Genomic DNA, 14619 nt, shown 5'->3' with positions numbered 1-14619 from the left:
GCCATTCTTTACTCTGAAAATAATGCTACATTCTGAAAATCAGAGAAGAAGAATTTTCAGAAATAATCTTGACTGGCTGGTCAAAGCTGAAAAAGATGCCTGCAAGAGGCAGGGAGAATACGAGTGGCGACAACGGCTCAGCCAATGTCCGGTGCATCCGCTTGGGGCAATCCGGTGCGGGTAACCAATGAGAACGGGCGCGGGCCAGCCATCATTGTCTGCGAGCATGCCACGAATTTTATCCCGCCTGAATTGAACGATCTCGGCCTCGAAGCGGATGTTTGCGAAAGCCATGTGGCCTGGGATCCGGGTGCTCTGGCGGTAGCGAGCGTGATCGCGACGACACTGGATTGCCCGTTGGTGGCCGCCTCAATTTCGCGACTGGTCTATGACTGCAATCGGCCGCCGAGCGCGGAAAGTGCAATGCCGGCCGTCAGTGAGATCTTCCCGATCCCAGGCAATCAGGACCTTTCGGATGAAGCGCGGTGGGAACGGGTGGAGCGGATCTACAACCCTTTCCATGCTGCGGTCAGCTCCGTCATAGAGCGGCGGCTCGCGGCCGGTGCTGCGCCGGTAATCGTCACCATTCATTCCTTTACGCCGACCTATCACGGTGCCCGGCGCCCGTTCGAGATCGGCATCCTGCATGACGAGGATGCCCGGCTTGCCGAAGCCATGCTCGAAAGGGCCGAGGCTTTCGGAGGCCTGGATGTGCGGCGGAACGAGCCTTACGGTCCGGTGGATGGGGTAACGCACACATTGCAGAGGCATGCGCTGCCGCGCGGCCTGCTCAATGTGATGATCGAAATCCGCAACGATGTGATCCGCGGGCCGTCTGAGCAGACGGCGATGGCGCAGGTTTTTTCGGACGTGATCGGGGATGCGATCGGCCGCTGCACCGGGTCTGCCGGAATTGCAGGCGGGGATCCAGTCCTTCACAAGACGCAAGAGGTCGGGGATGCCTAAAGCGATACGGCTCTATGTCAGGTATGTGGAGAAGGTGAACCGGGCCATTGGCCGGTGCGCGATGTATCTGATCTTCGCGATGTTGGGCGTGCTGCTCTATTCGTCCTTCTCAAAAACCGTATTCCTGCCCGCGCACTGGACCCTTGAGACTGCCCAGTTCCTGATGGTGGCCTATTATCTGCTCGGCGGCAGCTATTCCATGCAGCTTGGCGATCATGTGCGGATGGATCTGCTTTACTCGACCTGGAAGCCGCGCACCCGGTCTCTGGTCGACTCGATTACGGTTCTTTTCCTGATCTTCTATCTCTGCCTGTTGCTCTATGGCGGCTATTCCTCGACCTCCTACGCAATCCAGTATGGCGAGCAGAGCTACTCGGCCTGGGCGCCCTATATGGCGCCGGTGAAAATCGTCATGACCTTCGGCGTCTTCATGATGCTCTTGCAGGCACTGGCGACACTCTTCAAGGACATTGCCGCCGCACGCGGGGAGGAGCTCTGATGAGCTATGAGCTGATCGCCCTCCTGATGTTCTCCTCGATGATGCTGTTGCTCCTGACGGGGCAGCGGGTCTTCGGGGCTATCGGTTTCGTCGCCTCTGCCGCAGCGCTTTTGATGTGGGGCGATGGCGGCTCCGAAATGGCCTTCAGTGCGGCCATGAAGCTGATGAAATGGTACCCGCTGCTGACCCTGCCGCTGTTCGTCTATATGGGCTACATGCTGTCGGAGTCGCGGATTGCCGACGACCTCTACCGGATGTTCCATGTCTGGATGGGGCCGTTGAACGGCGGTCTTGCGATTGGCACGATCCTGCTGATGGTCGCGGTTTCCGCCATGAACGGCCTGTCGGTCGCGGGCATGGCCATCGGCGCCAGCATCGCGCTGCCGGAGTTGCTCCGGCGCGGCTATGACAAGATCATGGTGACTGGGGTGATCCAGGCGGGCAGTTCTCTCGGCATTCTGGTGCCGCCAAGTGTTGTGCTCGTGCTCTATGGCATGATCGCCCGTCAGCCGGTCAGCCAGCTCTGGCTCGCCGGTGCGCTCCCGGGCCTGATGATGGCGGGTATGTTCATCGCCTATATCGTCATCCGCTGCTGGTTTCAGCCGAACCTCGGCCCGTCCCTCAGCAAGGAAGAGCGCGAAGAGATCAGCTGGGCGGAGAAATTCCGGCTGTTGCAGGCCGGCATCCTGCCGCTGTTCATCTTTTTCTCCATGACCGGCCTGTTCCTGATGGGGGTCACGTCTCTGGTCGAGAGCGCCGCCGTCGGCGCCACCGCAGCGACCGTGGCTGCTTTGGTAAAGCGTCGCCTGACCGCACATGTCATGGAAGAGACCCTGCGCAAGACGCTCGGCATCAGTTGCATGTTCATGTGGATCATCCTGGCCGCGCTCTGTTTCGGCTCGGTATTCGACGGCTTGGGCGCGGTGAAAGCCATCGAGGGCTTCTTTATCGGCAAGCTCGGCCTCAGCCCGTGGGAAGTCCTGATCCTGATGCAGCTGTCCTTCATCCTGATGGGCATGTTTCTGGACGACACCGCAATGCTGGTCATCGTCGCGCCGCTCTATGTGCCGCTGGTGAAGCTGCTGGGCTTCGATCTGGTCTGGTATGGCGTGCTCTACACGATCACCTGCCAGATCGCCTATATGACGCCGCCTTTTGGCTACAATCTCTTCCTGATGCGCGCCATGGCGCCGCCGGAGGTAACGCTGTCGGACATCTACCGGTCCATCGGCCCCTTCGTGCTGGTCATGACATTGGCGCTCATTCTGGTCATGATCTTCCCTGAGATCGCGCTTTGGTTGCCGAAGACCTTCTATGGTCGTTAGCAGTCAGGACGTGATGCAAAAGAAAATAAAACGGGGAAGGAAGGCGCGAAGCGCCGCAACAGGGAGATGCGACGGTTGTTTTCAGCCGCCGCATCGGGGCAACGGGTTCAAATGAACCCCATCAAAGAGGGAAATTGGTGAGATGAAAAACAGACGCGATTTTCTGAAGACGGCTGCCGTCGCGACGGCGGGGGCCGGCGCAACGACATTGAGTGCGCCTTACGTTCAGGCCGCCACCAACAAGACCATCAAGTGGCGCCTGCAGACCTATGCGGGCCCGGCCCTTGCCGAGCACGTGATCAAGCCGTCCATCGACGCCTTCAACAAGGTCGCCAACGGTGAGATGGAAATTGAGCTCTACTTCGCCGACCAGCTGGTCCCGACGGGCGAGCTGTTCCGTGCGATGCAGCGCGGCACCATCGACGCGGTGCAGAGCGATGACGATTCCATCGCGGCTCCGGTCGATATCTCGGTGTTCGGTGGTTATTTCCCGTTCGCCACCCGCTACAGCCTCGATGTGCCGGTGCTGTTCGAGCAGTACGGCCTGAAGGAGATCTGGGAAGAAGCCTATGGAGAGGTCGACGGCGTGACCTGGCTCAGTGCCGGTGCTTGGGATCCGTGCCACTTCAACACGGTCGACCCGATCAACAAGCTGGACGACCTGAAGGGCAAGCGGATCTTCACCTTCCCGACCGCAGGCAAGTTCCTGTCCCGCTTCGGCGTGGTGCCGGTCACCCTGCCGTGGGAAGACATCGAGGTCGCGGTGCAGACCGGCGAGCTCGACGGTATCGCCTGGTCAGGCATCACCGAGGATTACACCGTCGGCTGGGCGGATGTGACCAACTACTTCCTGACCAACAACATTTCCGGCGCCTGGTGCGGTTCCTACTTCGCCAATTCCGAACGCTGGGACGAGCTGCCGGAGCATCTGAAGACGCTGTTCCGTCTTTGCATGGACAGCTCGCACTATTACCGCCAGCACTGGTATTGGGGCGGTGAAGCCAAGCTGCGTGTCCATGGCACCAAGCTGAAGCTGACCTCCATCGACGATGCCGAGTGGAAGACCGTCGAGAACGAGGCCGAGAAGTTCTGGGAGGAAATTGCCGACCGGACGCCGCGGACGAAGAAGGTGGTCGAGATCTTCAAGCAATATGCGGCGGATATGAAAAAGGCCGGCAAGCCGTACCGGTATAGCTAAGACCTGACTCCCTTTTCGGGAGTTACGAATACCGGCCGCCTGATACCCCGGGAGGGGAAGACGGCGGCCGGATCTCGTCGCGGGCCTTCCGGCCTGGACGCTGACAGATGACACTCACCGGGATCATCCCCGAACACAGGAATGATGGGTTATCGGCATGGCAGGCAAACTCACCCTTGAGGAACTGCGCGCGGCGGTCGCGAGCGGCGAAATCGACACCGTACTCGCGGCACAGATCGACATGCAGGGCCGGCTTATGGGCAAGCGCTTCCATGCCGAGTTTTTCTGCGAAAGTGCTTACAAGGAAACCCACAGCTGCAACTATCTCCAGGCGACTGACATGGAGATGAATACGGTCGAGGGTTTCAAATCGACCAGCTGGGAAGCGGGCTACGGCGACTACACGATGAAGCCGGACCTCTCCACGCTGCGCCGCATTCCCTGGCTGGAAGGCACGGCGCTGGTGCTTTGCGACATGCTCGACCATCACACGCACGAGGAAGTTCCGCATTCGCCGCGCGCGATCTTGAAGAAGCAGGTCGCCCGGCTGGAAGCGATGGGTATGAAGGCCTTCATGGCCACCGAGCTGGAATTCTTCCTCTTCAAGCAGAGCTTCGAGGAAGCGCACGCCCAAGGCTATCGCAACCTCGATGTCATCAGCCCTTATAACGAGGATTACCACATCTTCCAGACCACCAAGGAAGAAGGAGTGATGCGGGCCATCCGCAACGGTCTGCACGGCGCAGACATCCCGGTGGAGAATTCCAAGGGCGAGGCCGACGCGGGCCAGGAAGAGATCAATGTCCGCTATGCCGAGGCGCTGACCATGGCGGACCGGCATGTTCTGATCAAAAACGGCTGCAAGGAAATCGCCTGGGCCAAGGGCCACGCGATCAGCTTCCTTGCGAAATGGCACTACGACTATGCGGGCAATTCCTCGCACGTGCACCAGTCTCTCTGGTCGCTCGACGGCACGCCGCTGTTCTTCGACCCGGACGCCAAATACGGCATGTCGGAGCTGATGCAGAACTATGTCGCAGGTCTGTTGGCGCATGCCGAGGAGATGACCTATTTCCTCGCGCCCTACATCAATTCCTACAAGCGCTTCGTGGCGGGCACCTTTGCGCCGACCAAATCGGTCTGGTCCATGGATAACCGCACGGCCGGTTTCCGGGTTTGCGGCGACGGCACCAAGGCGGTGCGCGTTGAGTGCCGGATCGGCGGCTCCGATCTCAATCCCTATCTTGCCATGGCTGCGCTACTCGCGGCGGGCATTGACGGGATCGAGAAGAAAATGGCACTGGAGCCCGAATTCAAGGGCGATGCCTATGGCGGGACGAACGTCCCGGAGGTCCCCGCGACGCTGCGTGCCGCAACCGCCGCGCTTGAGGGATCTAAAATGCTGCGGTCGGCCTTCGGCGACGAAGTGATCGACCATTATCTCCATGCCGCCCGCTGGGAGCAGGTGGAATATGACCGCCGCGTCACTGACTGGGAAGTCAATCGCGGGTTTGAAAGGGCCTGACACTTCAATGACCAAGATGCTTCAGTGTATTTCGCCGATCGACGGCTCCGTCTTCGCGGAACGTCCGGTGATCGAGCCGGCGGCGGCGCGCGAGATCCTCTCGGCGGCGCGTGACGCTCAGCGCGACTGGGCCGCGCGGCCGCTGGCCGACCGGGTTGCAACCGTCCGCGCCGGGGTTGCCCGGCTCGGCGAGATGCAGGCCGAGATGGTGCCGGAGCTGGCCCACATGATGGGCCGCCCGGTGCGCTATGGCGGCGAGTTCGGCGGCACCAACGAGCGCGCCTCCTACATGGCCGATATTGCCGAGACGGCGCTGGCGCCGATCGTGGTGGAGAATTCGGACAAATTCGAGCGCCGCATCATGCGGGAGCCGCACGGTCTGGTCTTCGTCATTGCGCCCTGGAACTATCCCTACATGACGGCCATCAACACCGTCGCACCGGCACTGATCGCCGGTAATGCGGTGGCGCTGAAGCATGCGACGCAGACCCTGCTGGTCGGTGAGCGTATGGTCCGCGCCTTCGAGGAAGCGGGGCTGCCGAAGGGGCTCTTCGTCAATCTCTTCCTTGATCACGGCACGACAGAAGCGCTGATCGGCACCCGCGAGTTCGATTTCATCAACTTCACCGGCTCCGTCGGTGGCGGCCGTGCCATCGAACGGGCGGCGGCGGGAACTTTCACCGGGCTTGGTCTTGAGCTTGGCGGCAAGGATCCGGGCTATGTGACGGAAGACGCCGATCTCGATGCAGCAGTCGATACGCTGATCGACGGCGCCATGTTCAATTCCGGCCAGTGCTGCTGCGGCATCGAGCGCATCTATGTGCATGAGAGCCTCTATGACGCTTTCATCGAGAAAGCGGTCGCCATCGTCTCAGGCTACAAGCTCGGCAACCCGATGGAAGAGGCCACGACGCTCGGCCCGATGGCGCACAAGCGCTTCGCCGCTCTGGTCCGTGAGCAAACCAAGGAGGCCGTCGCCCTCGGCGCGACACCGTTGATCGACCCGAAACAGTTCCCGGAAGATGACGGCGGCGCCTATCTGATGCCGCAGATCCTGACCGGCGTGAACCACGAGATGCGGGTGATGCGGGAGGAGAGCTTCGGCCCGGTCGTCGGCATCATGAAGGTCAGTGATGACGCGGAAGCGATCCGGCTGATGAACGACAGCGATTTCGGCCTGACCGCATCGCTCTGGACGAAAGACACCGACCGGGCGGCCGCCATTGGCGCGCAGCTCGAGACCGGCACCGTCTTCATGAACCGCGCCGACTATCTCGATCCCGGCCTGTGCTGGACCGGCTGCAAGGATACCGGCCGTGGCGGCGCGCTGTCCGTCATCGGTTTCCAGAACCTGACCCGTCCAAAATCATACCATCTTAAGAAAGCCTGAGTGCCATGAGCATCAAAGCCAACTGGAGCTACCCGACCGCGATCCGCTTCGGTGCCGGACGTATTGCCGAAATCGGTGAGGCCTGTGCCGCCGCCGGCATCAAGCGTCCGCTGCTGGTGACGGACAAGGGGCTGGCCAGCCTGCCTATCACCGCGAAGACGCTGGATCTGATGGAAGCCGCCGGGCTCGGCCGGGCCATGTTCTCGGCGGTCGATCCGAACCCGAACGAGAAAAATCTCGAAGCCGGTATCAAGGTTTTCAAGGACGGCAATCATGACGGCGTCATCGCCTTTGGCGGCGGCTCCGGCCTCGATCTCGGCAAGATGGTTGCCTTTATGGCGGACCAGAAAGGCTCGGTCTGGGATTACGAGGATATTGGCGACTGGTGGACCCGCGCCAACGCCGACGCGATCTATCCGAACGTCGCCGTGCCGACCACGGCGGGCACCGGCTCCGAAGTTGGCCGCGCCAGTGTGCTGACCAATTCGGAAACCCACGTGAAGAAGATCATCTTCCATCCGAAGGTTCTGCCGAGCGTGGTGATCTGCGATCCGGAGCTGACCGTCGGCATGCCGAAGCCGATCACGGCCGGCACCGGCATGGACGCCTTCGCCCATTGCCTGGAAGCCTTCTGCAGCCCGCATTACCACCCGATGAGCCAAGGCATTGCGCTCGAAGGCCTGCGGCTGGTGAAAGAGTATCTGCCGCGCGCCTATGCGGACGGCTCCGACCTTGAAGCCCGCGCCCACATGATGAGCGCGGCCGCCATGGGCGCCACGGCTTTCCAGAAGGGCCTCGGTGCTATCCACGCGCTGTCCCACCCGCTGGGCGCCGTCTACAATACCCACCACGGCACTACCAACGCCGTGGTCATGCCTCCGGTGCTGCGCTTCAACCGCCCGGCCATCGAGGACAGGCTGACCCAAGCGTCTGCCTATCTCGGCATCTCCGGCGGCTTTGACGGCTTCTTCGATTATGTCCTGAAGCTGCGCGAGGACCTCGCGATCCCCGACAAGATGTCCGCCCTCGGCGTCGGCACCGACCGGATCGACGAGCTGGCCGCCATGGCCATCGATGACCCGAGCTGCGGCGGCAACCCGGTGGAACTGACGGTCAAGAACCTGACGGAACTGTTCAAGCAGTCGATCTGACGAATTGAACGAATAATGAATAGGAAAGGGGCGGGCTTTCGGGCTCGCCCTTTTTCCTTTTGCGGTCAGTAATCCTCGGTCAGTACTGTCAGCGGTACGGCGAGCGCCTTGGCGAGCGCCTTGATCGTGCTGAGCGTTCCCTCGCGCGTGCCGCGTTCGATTTCGGAAAGATAGCTCTGGGATATCCCGGCGGTTTCGGCCAGTTCCTTCTGGGTCATGGAGCGGAATTCCCGCAGCACGCGGACGGGGCTTTCACGCTCTTCCAGCCGATCCCAGGTCGCTTCCGGCAAGGCGATATCGTCGCCGCGTTCGATGGCGGCCATGGATTCCCGATAGATGCGCAAGGTTTCCGCATCCTCATCGAATTGATTGGCAGCCATCAGGTCGAATTCCTCCTTGGAGAGGACGACCATTTGCTCGCCGGACGGTGAGGTGATGATCTGGATTGTGCTCATATTGACGATGTCCTACCGATAAATTTCGCGGCGATGCCCGGCTCGCAAAATTGAAATGCCGGCTGGGCCATCGCTGAAGACAACACGGTAATCGCCAACCCTGAGCCGGAATACGGGCTCGCCCTGCATTGCCGTGACGTCGCCTTTTCCTGTCTCGGCAAATTCGGAGATTTTGGACCGGAGCCGCTCTCGGGTTTCCGGCGCCAGTTTCCTCATTTGCTTCAGCGCGGTGGCAGTGTACTGGACTTTTCTCATGACCGATATCGTTAAATGCGATTGGCGTTATTGCCGGTATCGCTATTCGGTATATGAGTGGTTTTGAGAGTGTTTTGGCCGACTAGGTTTGGAATTCACTTACGGTGATGCAAAATCCGGCCGATGAAGTTCAGTAACAACTGCGCCGCCAGCGTCGTTGTGCTGCCGGAGTGGTCATAATCCGGAGCGACCTCTACCAGATCGACGCCGACCACAGCTCCGCGCTTGGTTAGTCCGTCCAGCAGCTCCAGTCCCTCGTAATAGGTAAACCCGCCATGGCTCGGGGTACCGGTGCCGGGGGCGATGGAGGGGTCGAAGCCGTCGATATCGATGGTGACGTAATAGCGTTTTCCGGCCGGGATGCGCTCCAGCACACCCTCGACGCCGAGCTTGCGGAACTGGCGGACGGAGAGGATGTCCGAGCCCATGGAGCGGGCGTCTTCGTATCCCTCTCGCGCGGTCGATGACACGTTGCGAATGCCGATCTGGCTGAGGCCGGAGACGTAGGGCTTTTCCGCCGCGCGCCGCATCGGGTTGCCATGGCCTGAACGCACACCGTGCCGCTCATCGACGAAATCGAGATGGGCGTCGATCTGCACCAGATGCACTGGTTCCTCATCTGAGAAGGCGTTGATGCAGGGGATGTTCACCGAGTGATCGCCTCCCAGCACCACTGGGATCGCCCCGGCTGCCAGGATCTTGCGCACGCCGAACTCGATATTGGCATGGCTCTGCTCCGTGTCCGTATGGATGATATCCGCATCTCCCAGATCGACAATCCGCGTCGTCTCCGACGGCAGGTAGGTGATGTCGTCCTCATGATCGTAGGCACCCCCATGGCCGAAGGAGAAGAGGGTGGAAGCCTCCCGGATGCTGCGCGGGCCGAAACGGGCGCCAGGACGGAACTGGGTGCCGAAGTCGAACGGCGCGCCAAGCACCGCGACATCCGCCTCGATGGCGTCCCAGTCCTGCTGGTAGGGATATTTTCCGAAGGTTGCGATGCCGACGAAAGGCAGGTTGAGACGGCCCGTTTCGTATCCGTGCGATGACATGAGATGTTCCCGGCGGGTTGAGACGATGAGAGGTGAGGGCATTGCAGGCGATTATGCCCCGCGGTGCAATGGTTAGTCGGTCTCTGTCGGGCTTTGAGCGTCGCCTTCAAGTATCTTGGTCATGTAGACCGCCGTACCGCCCATGAAGGGTTCCGTCGAAGTGGTGACGTATCCAACCTTCTCGTAGAACGTGACGTTCGCTTTGAAATCCGCGTTTGTCAGCAGGGAGAGTTTGGTTCGGCCTGACCGTTTGGCGATCTCTTCGGCATGTTGGAGAAGCCGCCGGCCCAGCCCCATTCCCTGTTGCGCCGGGGACACGGCGACGTTTTCGATCCAGATATGATCGTCGCGCGTCATTGTCTCGATCAGCCCGGCGATCTCCTCTCCGATACAGAGCAACGCAAAATCATGCTGCCGTAAGGCTTTTTCATAATCGGCGTTCATCGGTTTCGGCTCCCGGCCGATGACGGGGATCCATTTCGCATAGGCGGCGCTCACCAATGCGAGGATCGTCTTCACGTCGTCGGGTTGGGCATCCCGGAAGTTCATGGAAATGTTTTCAGGCATCGGGTCCTCACAGACACTAAAAATCCCGCCGTCCGGATGTTGACCGATCACCGGCGCCCTTTTGCGAGCGAGGCCAGTCCGGCTTCATAATCGATATCCCCCGCAGCGTTCCGGAGACAATTTACGGACCCTTCATAAATAGTTGAGCGGACGGGATGCGACAGATCTTCGTCCTTTCCGCTTTTCAATTGCCAAATACGGGTAAAAAAGTCACATTCAGAGTGACTTGACCAACCATTGGATACTTTGGTGGCGGTACGAACGCTGATACTGCTGGTTTGTTTCTTTGTTTCGGCATGTGCCAACTTGCCGTTCGAAACCAGTGCGCGCGCGCAACCGGAACTGGCTCCTGCGCCGGAACCCCGCTACTGCTACAGGACAATCGGGAAGGTTAATTGCTACACTCAGCCCCTTGATGGCTCGGAAGCGAACCGCCTTGTCGGATATGAGGGGCCGGCGCCGCGTCCGAACGCCGGGACCGGGCCCCTTTCGCCGTAACGGCGTTCGCATCCCCTGATTTGACGGAAAATTCCTTGAAACGGGTACTCCCGCCTCTCCTCGCAGCATGCGCGTTCCTCAGTCTGTGTTCCGCTCCGTCCCTCGCGGCGGACAGCAAGCGTCAGACCTATGGCGAAGCCATGGACTGGTACCGCGCGCAGGCGGAAGCTGGCGACGCCAAGGCGCAGTTCTATTATGGGCTGGCCCTGGAGCGCGGTGCGCAGGGCAGCCGGCGCGATGCGGACAAGGCGCAGGCCGTCGAGCTTTACAAGAAAGCGGCTGAAGGTGGTTACGCGCTCGCTCAATATCGTCTTGGGGTGCTCTACCAGATAGGCCAGGGCGTTGAACGATCTCTCGCTGAGGCACGGAAATGGTTCGGTACCGCTGCCGAAGCGGGGCTTCGCGAAGCCGAATTCAATTACGCGGTCATGCTGGAAACCGGGGCGGGCGGCGCGCGCGATCCGGAGGAAGCGGCCCGGCTCTATGAAATCTCCGCAGGCAAGGGCGTCCGGCAGGCTTTCCTGCCGCTCGGCATTCTCTATGCCAGGGGCGACGGGGTGGAACAGGATCTCGTTGAGTCCTTGAAATGGCTCATCCTGGCGGAGCGTGCGGATGCCGAAAGTGTTGCGCCAGCCATGCATGCCGTCCGTGGCGCGCTCGAAGACAAGGGCCAGGCGGAAGCCTTGAAGCGCGCCGAATCCTGGCGCATGACGCTGCCCGAATAGAAATCCGCCTGGCTTCGGTTGGACTCGCCCGCAGGTCCCATTACCCTGATGCCCGACCTTTTTTGTATGAGGATCGATCCGATGATGAAATTCATTGCAGTCGCCATTGCGGCATTTGCCTTGAGCTGGCAGCCAGCGCGAGCGAGTGACGAATCCCCTCCGGATAGATTGACAGTTCTCGATATGGTCCCGGGAACTGGAACGACAGCAACCGAGAACGCATCGGTGACGGTGCATTATACGGGGTGGCTGCTGGACGGGACCAAGTTCGACTCTAGCCACGATCGCAATCAACCCTTCACCTTCACCCTCGGCGCCGGTCGTGTGATTCAGGGGTGGGACCAAGGTGTTGTCGGCATGAAGGTCGGCGGCAAGCGTGAGCTGGTCATTCCTTCCAAACTTGCTTATGGCGCACGCGGGGCAGGCGGTGTGATCCCGCCGAATGCGCCCCTGAGGTTTGAGGTGGAGTTGATCTCGGTCTCGGCACCAAAGTTCAAGGCAATCGGAAATGACGAGCTGAAGAGCCTGATGCAGAGGGGCGTGAGCGTTCTCGATATCAGGCGGCCCGAAGAATGGGAGGAGACGGGAACGATCAAAGGTGTGAAACGGCTGACAGCATTCGACAGAAACGGACAGTTTGTCCCGAGCTTCCCGGATGCGCTCGGCGCACTGATCGAAAAGGATGCCGAAGTCGTGCTGATCTGCCGAAGCGGCCGGCGCTCCCTCGCGCTGGCACGCGCCATGGCCGACCAGGCCGGTTATGCGAAGGTCTATAATCACGCGACTGGCATGAATAACTGGATAGAAGCCGGTAACCCGGTGGAAAAGTAAGCTGCGATGAATGCGATCACGGAGACCAAGGCGCCACGGTTTGCGCCCTATGCCAGCGGTAAGTTCCAGATGGCCATGGGGCTGGTCGCGCTCGACCTGAAGGACTGGTTCGATGTCGATCAGAACCGCGCGGTGGAGTTGCGAGAGAAAGAGCGGTTGCTAGCCGGCCAGCACGATGCGGTATTCGGCGATCTGCCAGGGAGCGAAGCCGCCCAGCGCGAAGTGCTGATGCTGCTGCTGGATAATCTGGAGCGCTGTCATCCCGGTCTGATCAGCTTCGAAGAAGGGACGGTCCGGGTGCCAGAGACCGGAAAGTCCTATTCTCTCAGTGATTTTACCGATCATGCCCTCGATCTTGCCGGCCGTCTGGTGCAGGAGGATCTATGCCTGATGACACCGGGCGAGGAGGGCTACGTGCTGCACGCCGCCTCACTCTGTTTTCCGGCGCGCTGGGTACTGGGCGAGAAACTCGGCCAGCCGATGATGGGCATCCATGAACATGTCTCCGGCTATGCCGAAAAGCTGGGAAAGCCGGTCGACCGGTTCTTTACCCACCTCAAGGCCGACAAACCGGTGGTGCGGCTCAATTGGTCCGTTATCGACGATCCGGCCTTGTTTCAGACCAGCGGCAAGTACCGGAATGATCATCAGGTTGAGATCACGCCGGAGAATGCGGGTGACCGGCTCTGGCTCCGGGTCGAACGGCAGACCTTGCGACGGCTGCCGGAATCCGGCGATATCCTGTTCACCATCCGGACCTTCGTCGATCCGCTTTCCTCGCTTGAGGCGCGGCCGGATCTCGCCATGGGCCTGCGCGGCGCCGTCGCGGACATGCCGGAGGGTATGCAGCGCTACAAGAGTCTGCTGCCGTTCCGCGAGGCGCTGGACGGATACCTTGGAAATCTGATGGAACGGGCTGCCTGACCGGATGGATACCGAAACCCTGCTTGCCGAGTTGCGCAAGCCGGAGACGCTGACACTCCTTGGCCGCGCGTTGGAGCCGCATCTGAAGGACGGTGCCCGGACGCTGGTCTACCCGATGCCCTATGCGGACGCGATCGGCCACCTGGCGCCGGAGCCGCACTATCTCGCCTCGCTCTACGGCCCCGAATACGACCGGATCGTGCTGCTGACATCGCCCCGTGCCGTTCCGACGATGAAGCGCCCGCTCTACGATCTGCTGGCCCGGGATTTCGGCATGGCGGAAACCCAGCATGCGCCTTTGCTGCTGCTGCGGGATCTCGACCGGGGAATCGTCCGGATGGGGCCGTTCGATCTCTGCCTTGTGCATACCCATAAATTCTACCGTGCCTATACGCAGCATCGGGCGGCGCGGAAGCCGCTGGTGCATCTCAAGCTCGACGATGAAATGCGTGCGGCGGGGGAACGCTGGCTCTCAAGCATCGGTCTGGAGCCGGGCAGCCCTTACGTCACCCTGCATATGCGGGAGGAAGGCTACGCTCATGATGCCGGCAGCGCGCCCTACGGGAAGCTGCGCACGGTTGACCCCGCAAACTTCCGTCCGGCCGTCGATTGGCTTGTCGAGGCCGGATACACAGTTTTCCGTTTGGGAGGAGCGAATTCCGCCGCGTTCACCCATCCATCCGGAAAAGTGATCGATCTGCCCCATGATCCGCGCGCCGAGGACTTTCTCGACATTTATTTGATGGCTACCTGCCATTTCTCGCTGAACTGCCAGTCCGGCCCGGAAGCCCTGGCTCGCGCGTTCGGGCGTCCGAGCGTCAATACCAACCTCCTGCCGACGGTGATGAGTCATCACCTCGATAGCGATATTTTCCTCTTCAAGCCGCTTTATCGCGGCGACAGCACCTCGCCGCTGTCGTACGCGGAGCAACTGGAATTCATGCTGCCCAACAGGCTGATCTCAGGACCCTTGCCGGATCAGGACTGGTATGCCGAACATGGCTTCCGGGCCGAGGATTGTTCCGCGGAGGATATGCTGGCGGCGGTGCAGGAAATGCATGCCCGGCTTAACGGTGGGACGGCGTCGGATGACGCTGCCAACGCGCGGTTCGTTGCGATGAGCAAAAGCTACGAAGACCAGATTCGGGAAAACGAAATAGCCCGTTTCCAGGGCAACGACGTCTATGCCTACGCCCATAGCATGGGCACGCTTTCGGCAAATTGGGCCGGGCTCAATCCGTGGTTTCTTGCGTGACGG

General features: G+C 60.7%; 15 protein-coding genes. 11 read left to right on the top strand and 4 right to left on the bottom strand.

The window, feature by feature from the left end:
* Nucleotides 1-123: 123 nt before the first annotated feature.
* The 7 genes from K328_RS23040 (at nt 124) to K328_RS0108095 (ending at nt 8054) form a co-directional block, all read left to right on the top strand.
* Nucleotides 124-966, top strand: coding sequence for an N-formylglutamate amidohydrolase (locus K328_RS23040; protein WP_205620595.1), 843 nt, complete (start codon nt 124-126; stop codon nt 964-966).
* A complete protein-coding gene (locus K328_RS0108120) occupies nt 959-1465 on the top strand; it encodes a TRAP transporter small permease subunit (protein ID WP_028465558.1) in 507 nt (168 codons plus the stop codon). Before K328_RS23040 ends, K328_RS0108120 begins: the two co-directional genes overlap by 8 nt.
* A complete protein-coding gene (locus K328_RS0108115; RefSeq protein ID WP_028465557.1) occupies nt 1465-2790 on the top strand; it encodes a TRAP transporter large permease in 1326 nt (441 codons plus the stop codon). Before K328_RS0108120 ends, K328_RS0108115 begins: the two co-directional genes overlap by 1 nt.
* Before the next feature lie 142 nt (nt 2791-2932).
* On the top strand, nt 2933-3988 hold the full coding sequence (locus tag K328_RS0108110) for a TRAP transporter substrate-binding protein (protein ID WP_028465556.1): 1056 nt from the start codon (nt 2933-2935) through the stop codon (nt 3986-3988).
* 157 nt (nt 3989-4145) lie between these two features.
* The gene (locus K328_RS0108105; RefSeq protein WP_028465555.1) at nt 4146-5513 is read left to right on the top strand and encodes a glutamine synthetase family protein; all 1368 of its coding nucleotides are present in this window, start codon (nt 4146-4148) and stop codon (nt 5511-5513) included.
* A 7-nt stretch (nt 5514-5520) separates the two neighbouring features.
* Nucleotides 5521-6903 (top strand): aldehyde dehydrogenase family protein, encoded by a 1383-nt coding sequence (locus K328_RS0108100; RefSeq protein WP_028465554.1) that lies wholly within the window; start codon nt 5521-5523, stop codon nt 6901-6903.
* A gap of 5 nt (nt 6904-6908) precedes the next feature.
* Nucleotides 6909-8054, top strand: coding sequence for an iron-containing alcohol dehydrogenase (locus K328_RS0108095; protein WP_028465553.1), 1146 nt, complete (start codon nt 6909-6911; stop codon nt 8052-8054).
* A gap of 65 nt (nt 8055-8119) precedes the next feature.
* Here the strand turns inward: K328_RS0108095 and K328_RS0108090 are convergent, their stop codons facing one another.
* The 4 genes from K328_RS0108090 to K328_RS0108075 form a co-directional block, all read right to left on the bottom strand.
* A complete protein-coding gene (locus tag K328_RS0108090; protein WP_028465552.1) occupies nt 8120-8509 on the bottom strand; it encodes a helix-turn-helix domain-containing protein in 390 nt (129 codons plus the stop codon).
* A 12-nt stretch (nt 8510-8521) separates the two neighbouring features.
* Nucleotides 8522-8764 (bottom strand): type II toxin-antitoxin system RelE family toxin, encoded by a 243-nt coding sequence (locus K328_RS27150; protein WP_028465551.1) that lies wholly within the window; start codon nt 8762-8764, stop codon nt 8522-8524.
* Nucleotides 8765-8859: 95 nt separating this feature from the next.
* Nucleotides 8860-9816, bottom strand: a complete 957-nt coding sequence (gene speB / locus K328_RS0108080; RefSeq protein WP_028465550.1) for an agmatinase — start codon at nt 9814-9816, stop codon at nt 8860-8862.
* Between the two features lie 72 nt (nt 9817-9888).
* Nucleotides 9889-10383, bottom strand: a complete 495-nt coding sequence (locus tag K328_RS0108075; RefSeq protein ID WP_028465549.1) for a GNAT family N-acetyltransferase — start codon at nt 10381-10383, stop codon at nt 9889-9891.
* Between the two features lie 533 nt (nt 10384-10916).
* Here K328_RS0108075 and K328_RS23035 point away from each other — a divergent pair.
* The 4 genes from K328_RS23035 to K328_RS0108055 all read left to right on the top strand — a co-directional run bounded on the left by K328_RS23035 (nt 10917) and on the right by K328_RS0108055 (nt 14616).
* The gene (locus K328_RS23035; protein WP_051284637.1) at nt 10917-11606 is read left to right on the top strand and encodes a tetratricopeptide repeat protein; all 690 of its coding nucleotides are present in this window, start codon (nt 10917-10919) and stop codon (nt 11604-11606) included.
* An 81-nt stretch (nt 11607-11687) separates the two neighbouring features.
* A complete protein-coding gene (locus K328_RS0108065) occupies nt 11688-12437 on the top strand; it encodes an FKBP-type peptidyl-prolyl cis-trans isomerase (protein ID WP_028465548.1) in 750 nt (249 codons plus the stop codon).
* A 6-nt stretch (nt 12438-12443) separates the two neighbouring features.
* The gene (locus K328_RS0108060; protein WP_028465547.1) at nt 12444-13361 is read left to right on the top strand and encodes a heme-dependent oxidative N-demethylase family protein; all 918 of its coding nucleotides are present in this window, start codon (nt 12444-12446) and stop codon (nt 13359-13361) included.
* A gap of 4 nt (nt 13362-13365) precedes the next feature.
* Entirely contained in the window at nt 13366-14616 is a 1251-nt protein-coding gene (locus K328_RS0108055; protein ID WP_028465546.1) for a TIGR04372 family glycosyltransferase, read from the top strand.
* Nucleotides 14617-14619: the final 3 nt, after the last annotated feature.

Source organism: Nisaea denitrificans DSM 18348 (assembly GCF_000426505.1).
In the GTDB taxonomy this organism is placed as follows: domain Bacteria; phylum Pseudomonadota; class Alphaproteobacteria; order Thalassobaculales; family Thalassobaculaceae; genus Nisaea; species Nisaea denitrificans.
Note: the sequence above shows the minus strand (reverse complement) of the source record. Positions and strands in the feature narration are given on the sequence as shown.

What these genes read in the sequence shown, in the direction of transcription:
- K328_RS0108120 (WP_028465558.1), top strand. Translation starts at nt 959, where the DNA reads ATGCCTAAAGCGATACGGCTCTATGTCAGGTATGTGGAGAAGGTGAAC.
- K328_RS0108115 (WP_028465557.1), top strand. Translation starts at nt 1,465, where the DNA reads ATGAGCTATGAGCTGATCGCCCTCCTGATGTTCTCCTCGATGATGCTG.
- K328_RS0108110 (WP_028465556.1), top strand. Translation starts at nt 2,933, where the DNA reads ATGAAAAACAGACGCGATTTTCTGAAGACGGCTGCCGTCGCGACGGCG.
- K328_RS0108105 (WP_028465555.1), top strand. Translation starts at nt 4,146, where the DNA reads ATGGCAGGCAAACTCACCCTTGAGGAACTGCGCGCGGCGGTCGCGAGC.
- K328_RS0108100 (WP_028465554.1), top strand. Translation starts at nt 5,521, where the DNA reads ATGACCAAGATGCTTCAGTGTATTTCGCCGATCGACGGCTCCGTCTTC.
- K328_RS0108095 (WP_028465553.1), top strand. Translation starts at nt 6,909, where the DNA reads ATGAGCATCAAAGCCAACTGGAGCTACCCGACCGCGATCCGCTTCGGT.
- K328_RS0108090 (WP_028465552.1), bottom strand. Translation starts at nt 8,509, where the DNA reads ATGAGCACAATCCAGATCATCACCTCACCGTCCGGCGAGCAAATGGTC.
- K328_RS27150 (WP_028465551.1), bottom strand. Translation starts at nt 8,764, where the DNA reads ATGAGAAAAGTCCAGTACACTGCCACCGCGCTGAAGCAAATGAGGAAA.
- speB (WP_028465550.1), bottom strand. Translation starts at nt 9,816, where the DNA reads ATGTCATCGCACGGATACGAAACGGGCCGTCTCAACCTGCCTTTCGTC.
- K328_RS0108075 (WP_028465549.1), bottom strand. Translation starts at nt 10,383, where the DNA reads ATGCCTGAAAACATTTCCATGAACTTCCGGGATGCCCAACCCGACGAC.
- K328_RS0108065 (WP_028465548.1), top strand. Translation starts at nt 11,688, where the DNA reads ATGATGAAATTCATTGCAGTCGCCATTGCGGCATTTGCCTTGAGCTGG.
- K328_RS0108060 (WP_028465547.1), top strand. Translation starts at nt 12,444, where the DNA reads ATGAATGCGATCACGGAGACCAAGGCGCCACGGTTTGCGCCCTATGCC.
- K328_RS0108055 (WP_028465546.1), top strand. Translation starts at nt 13,366, where the DNA reads ATGGATACCGAAACCCTGCTTGCCGAGTTGCGCAAGCCGGAGACGCTG.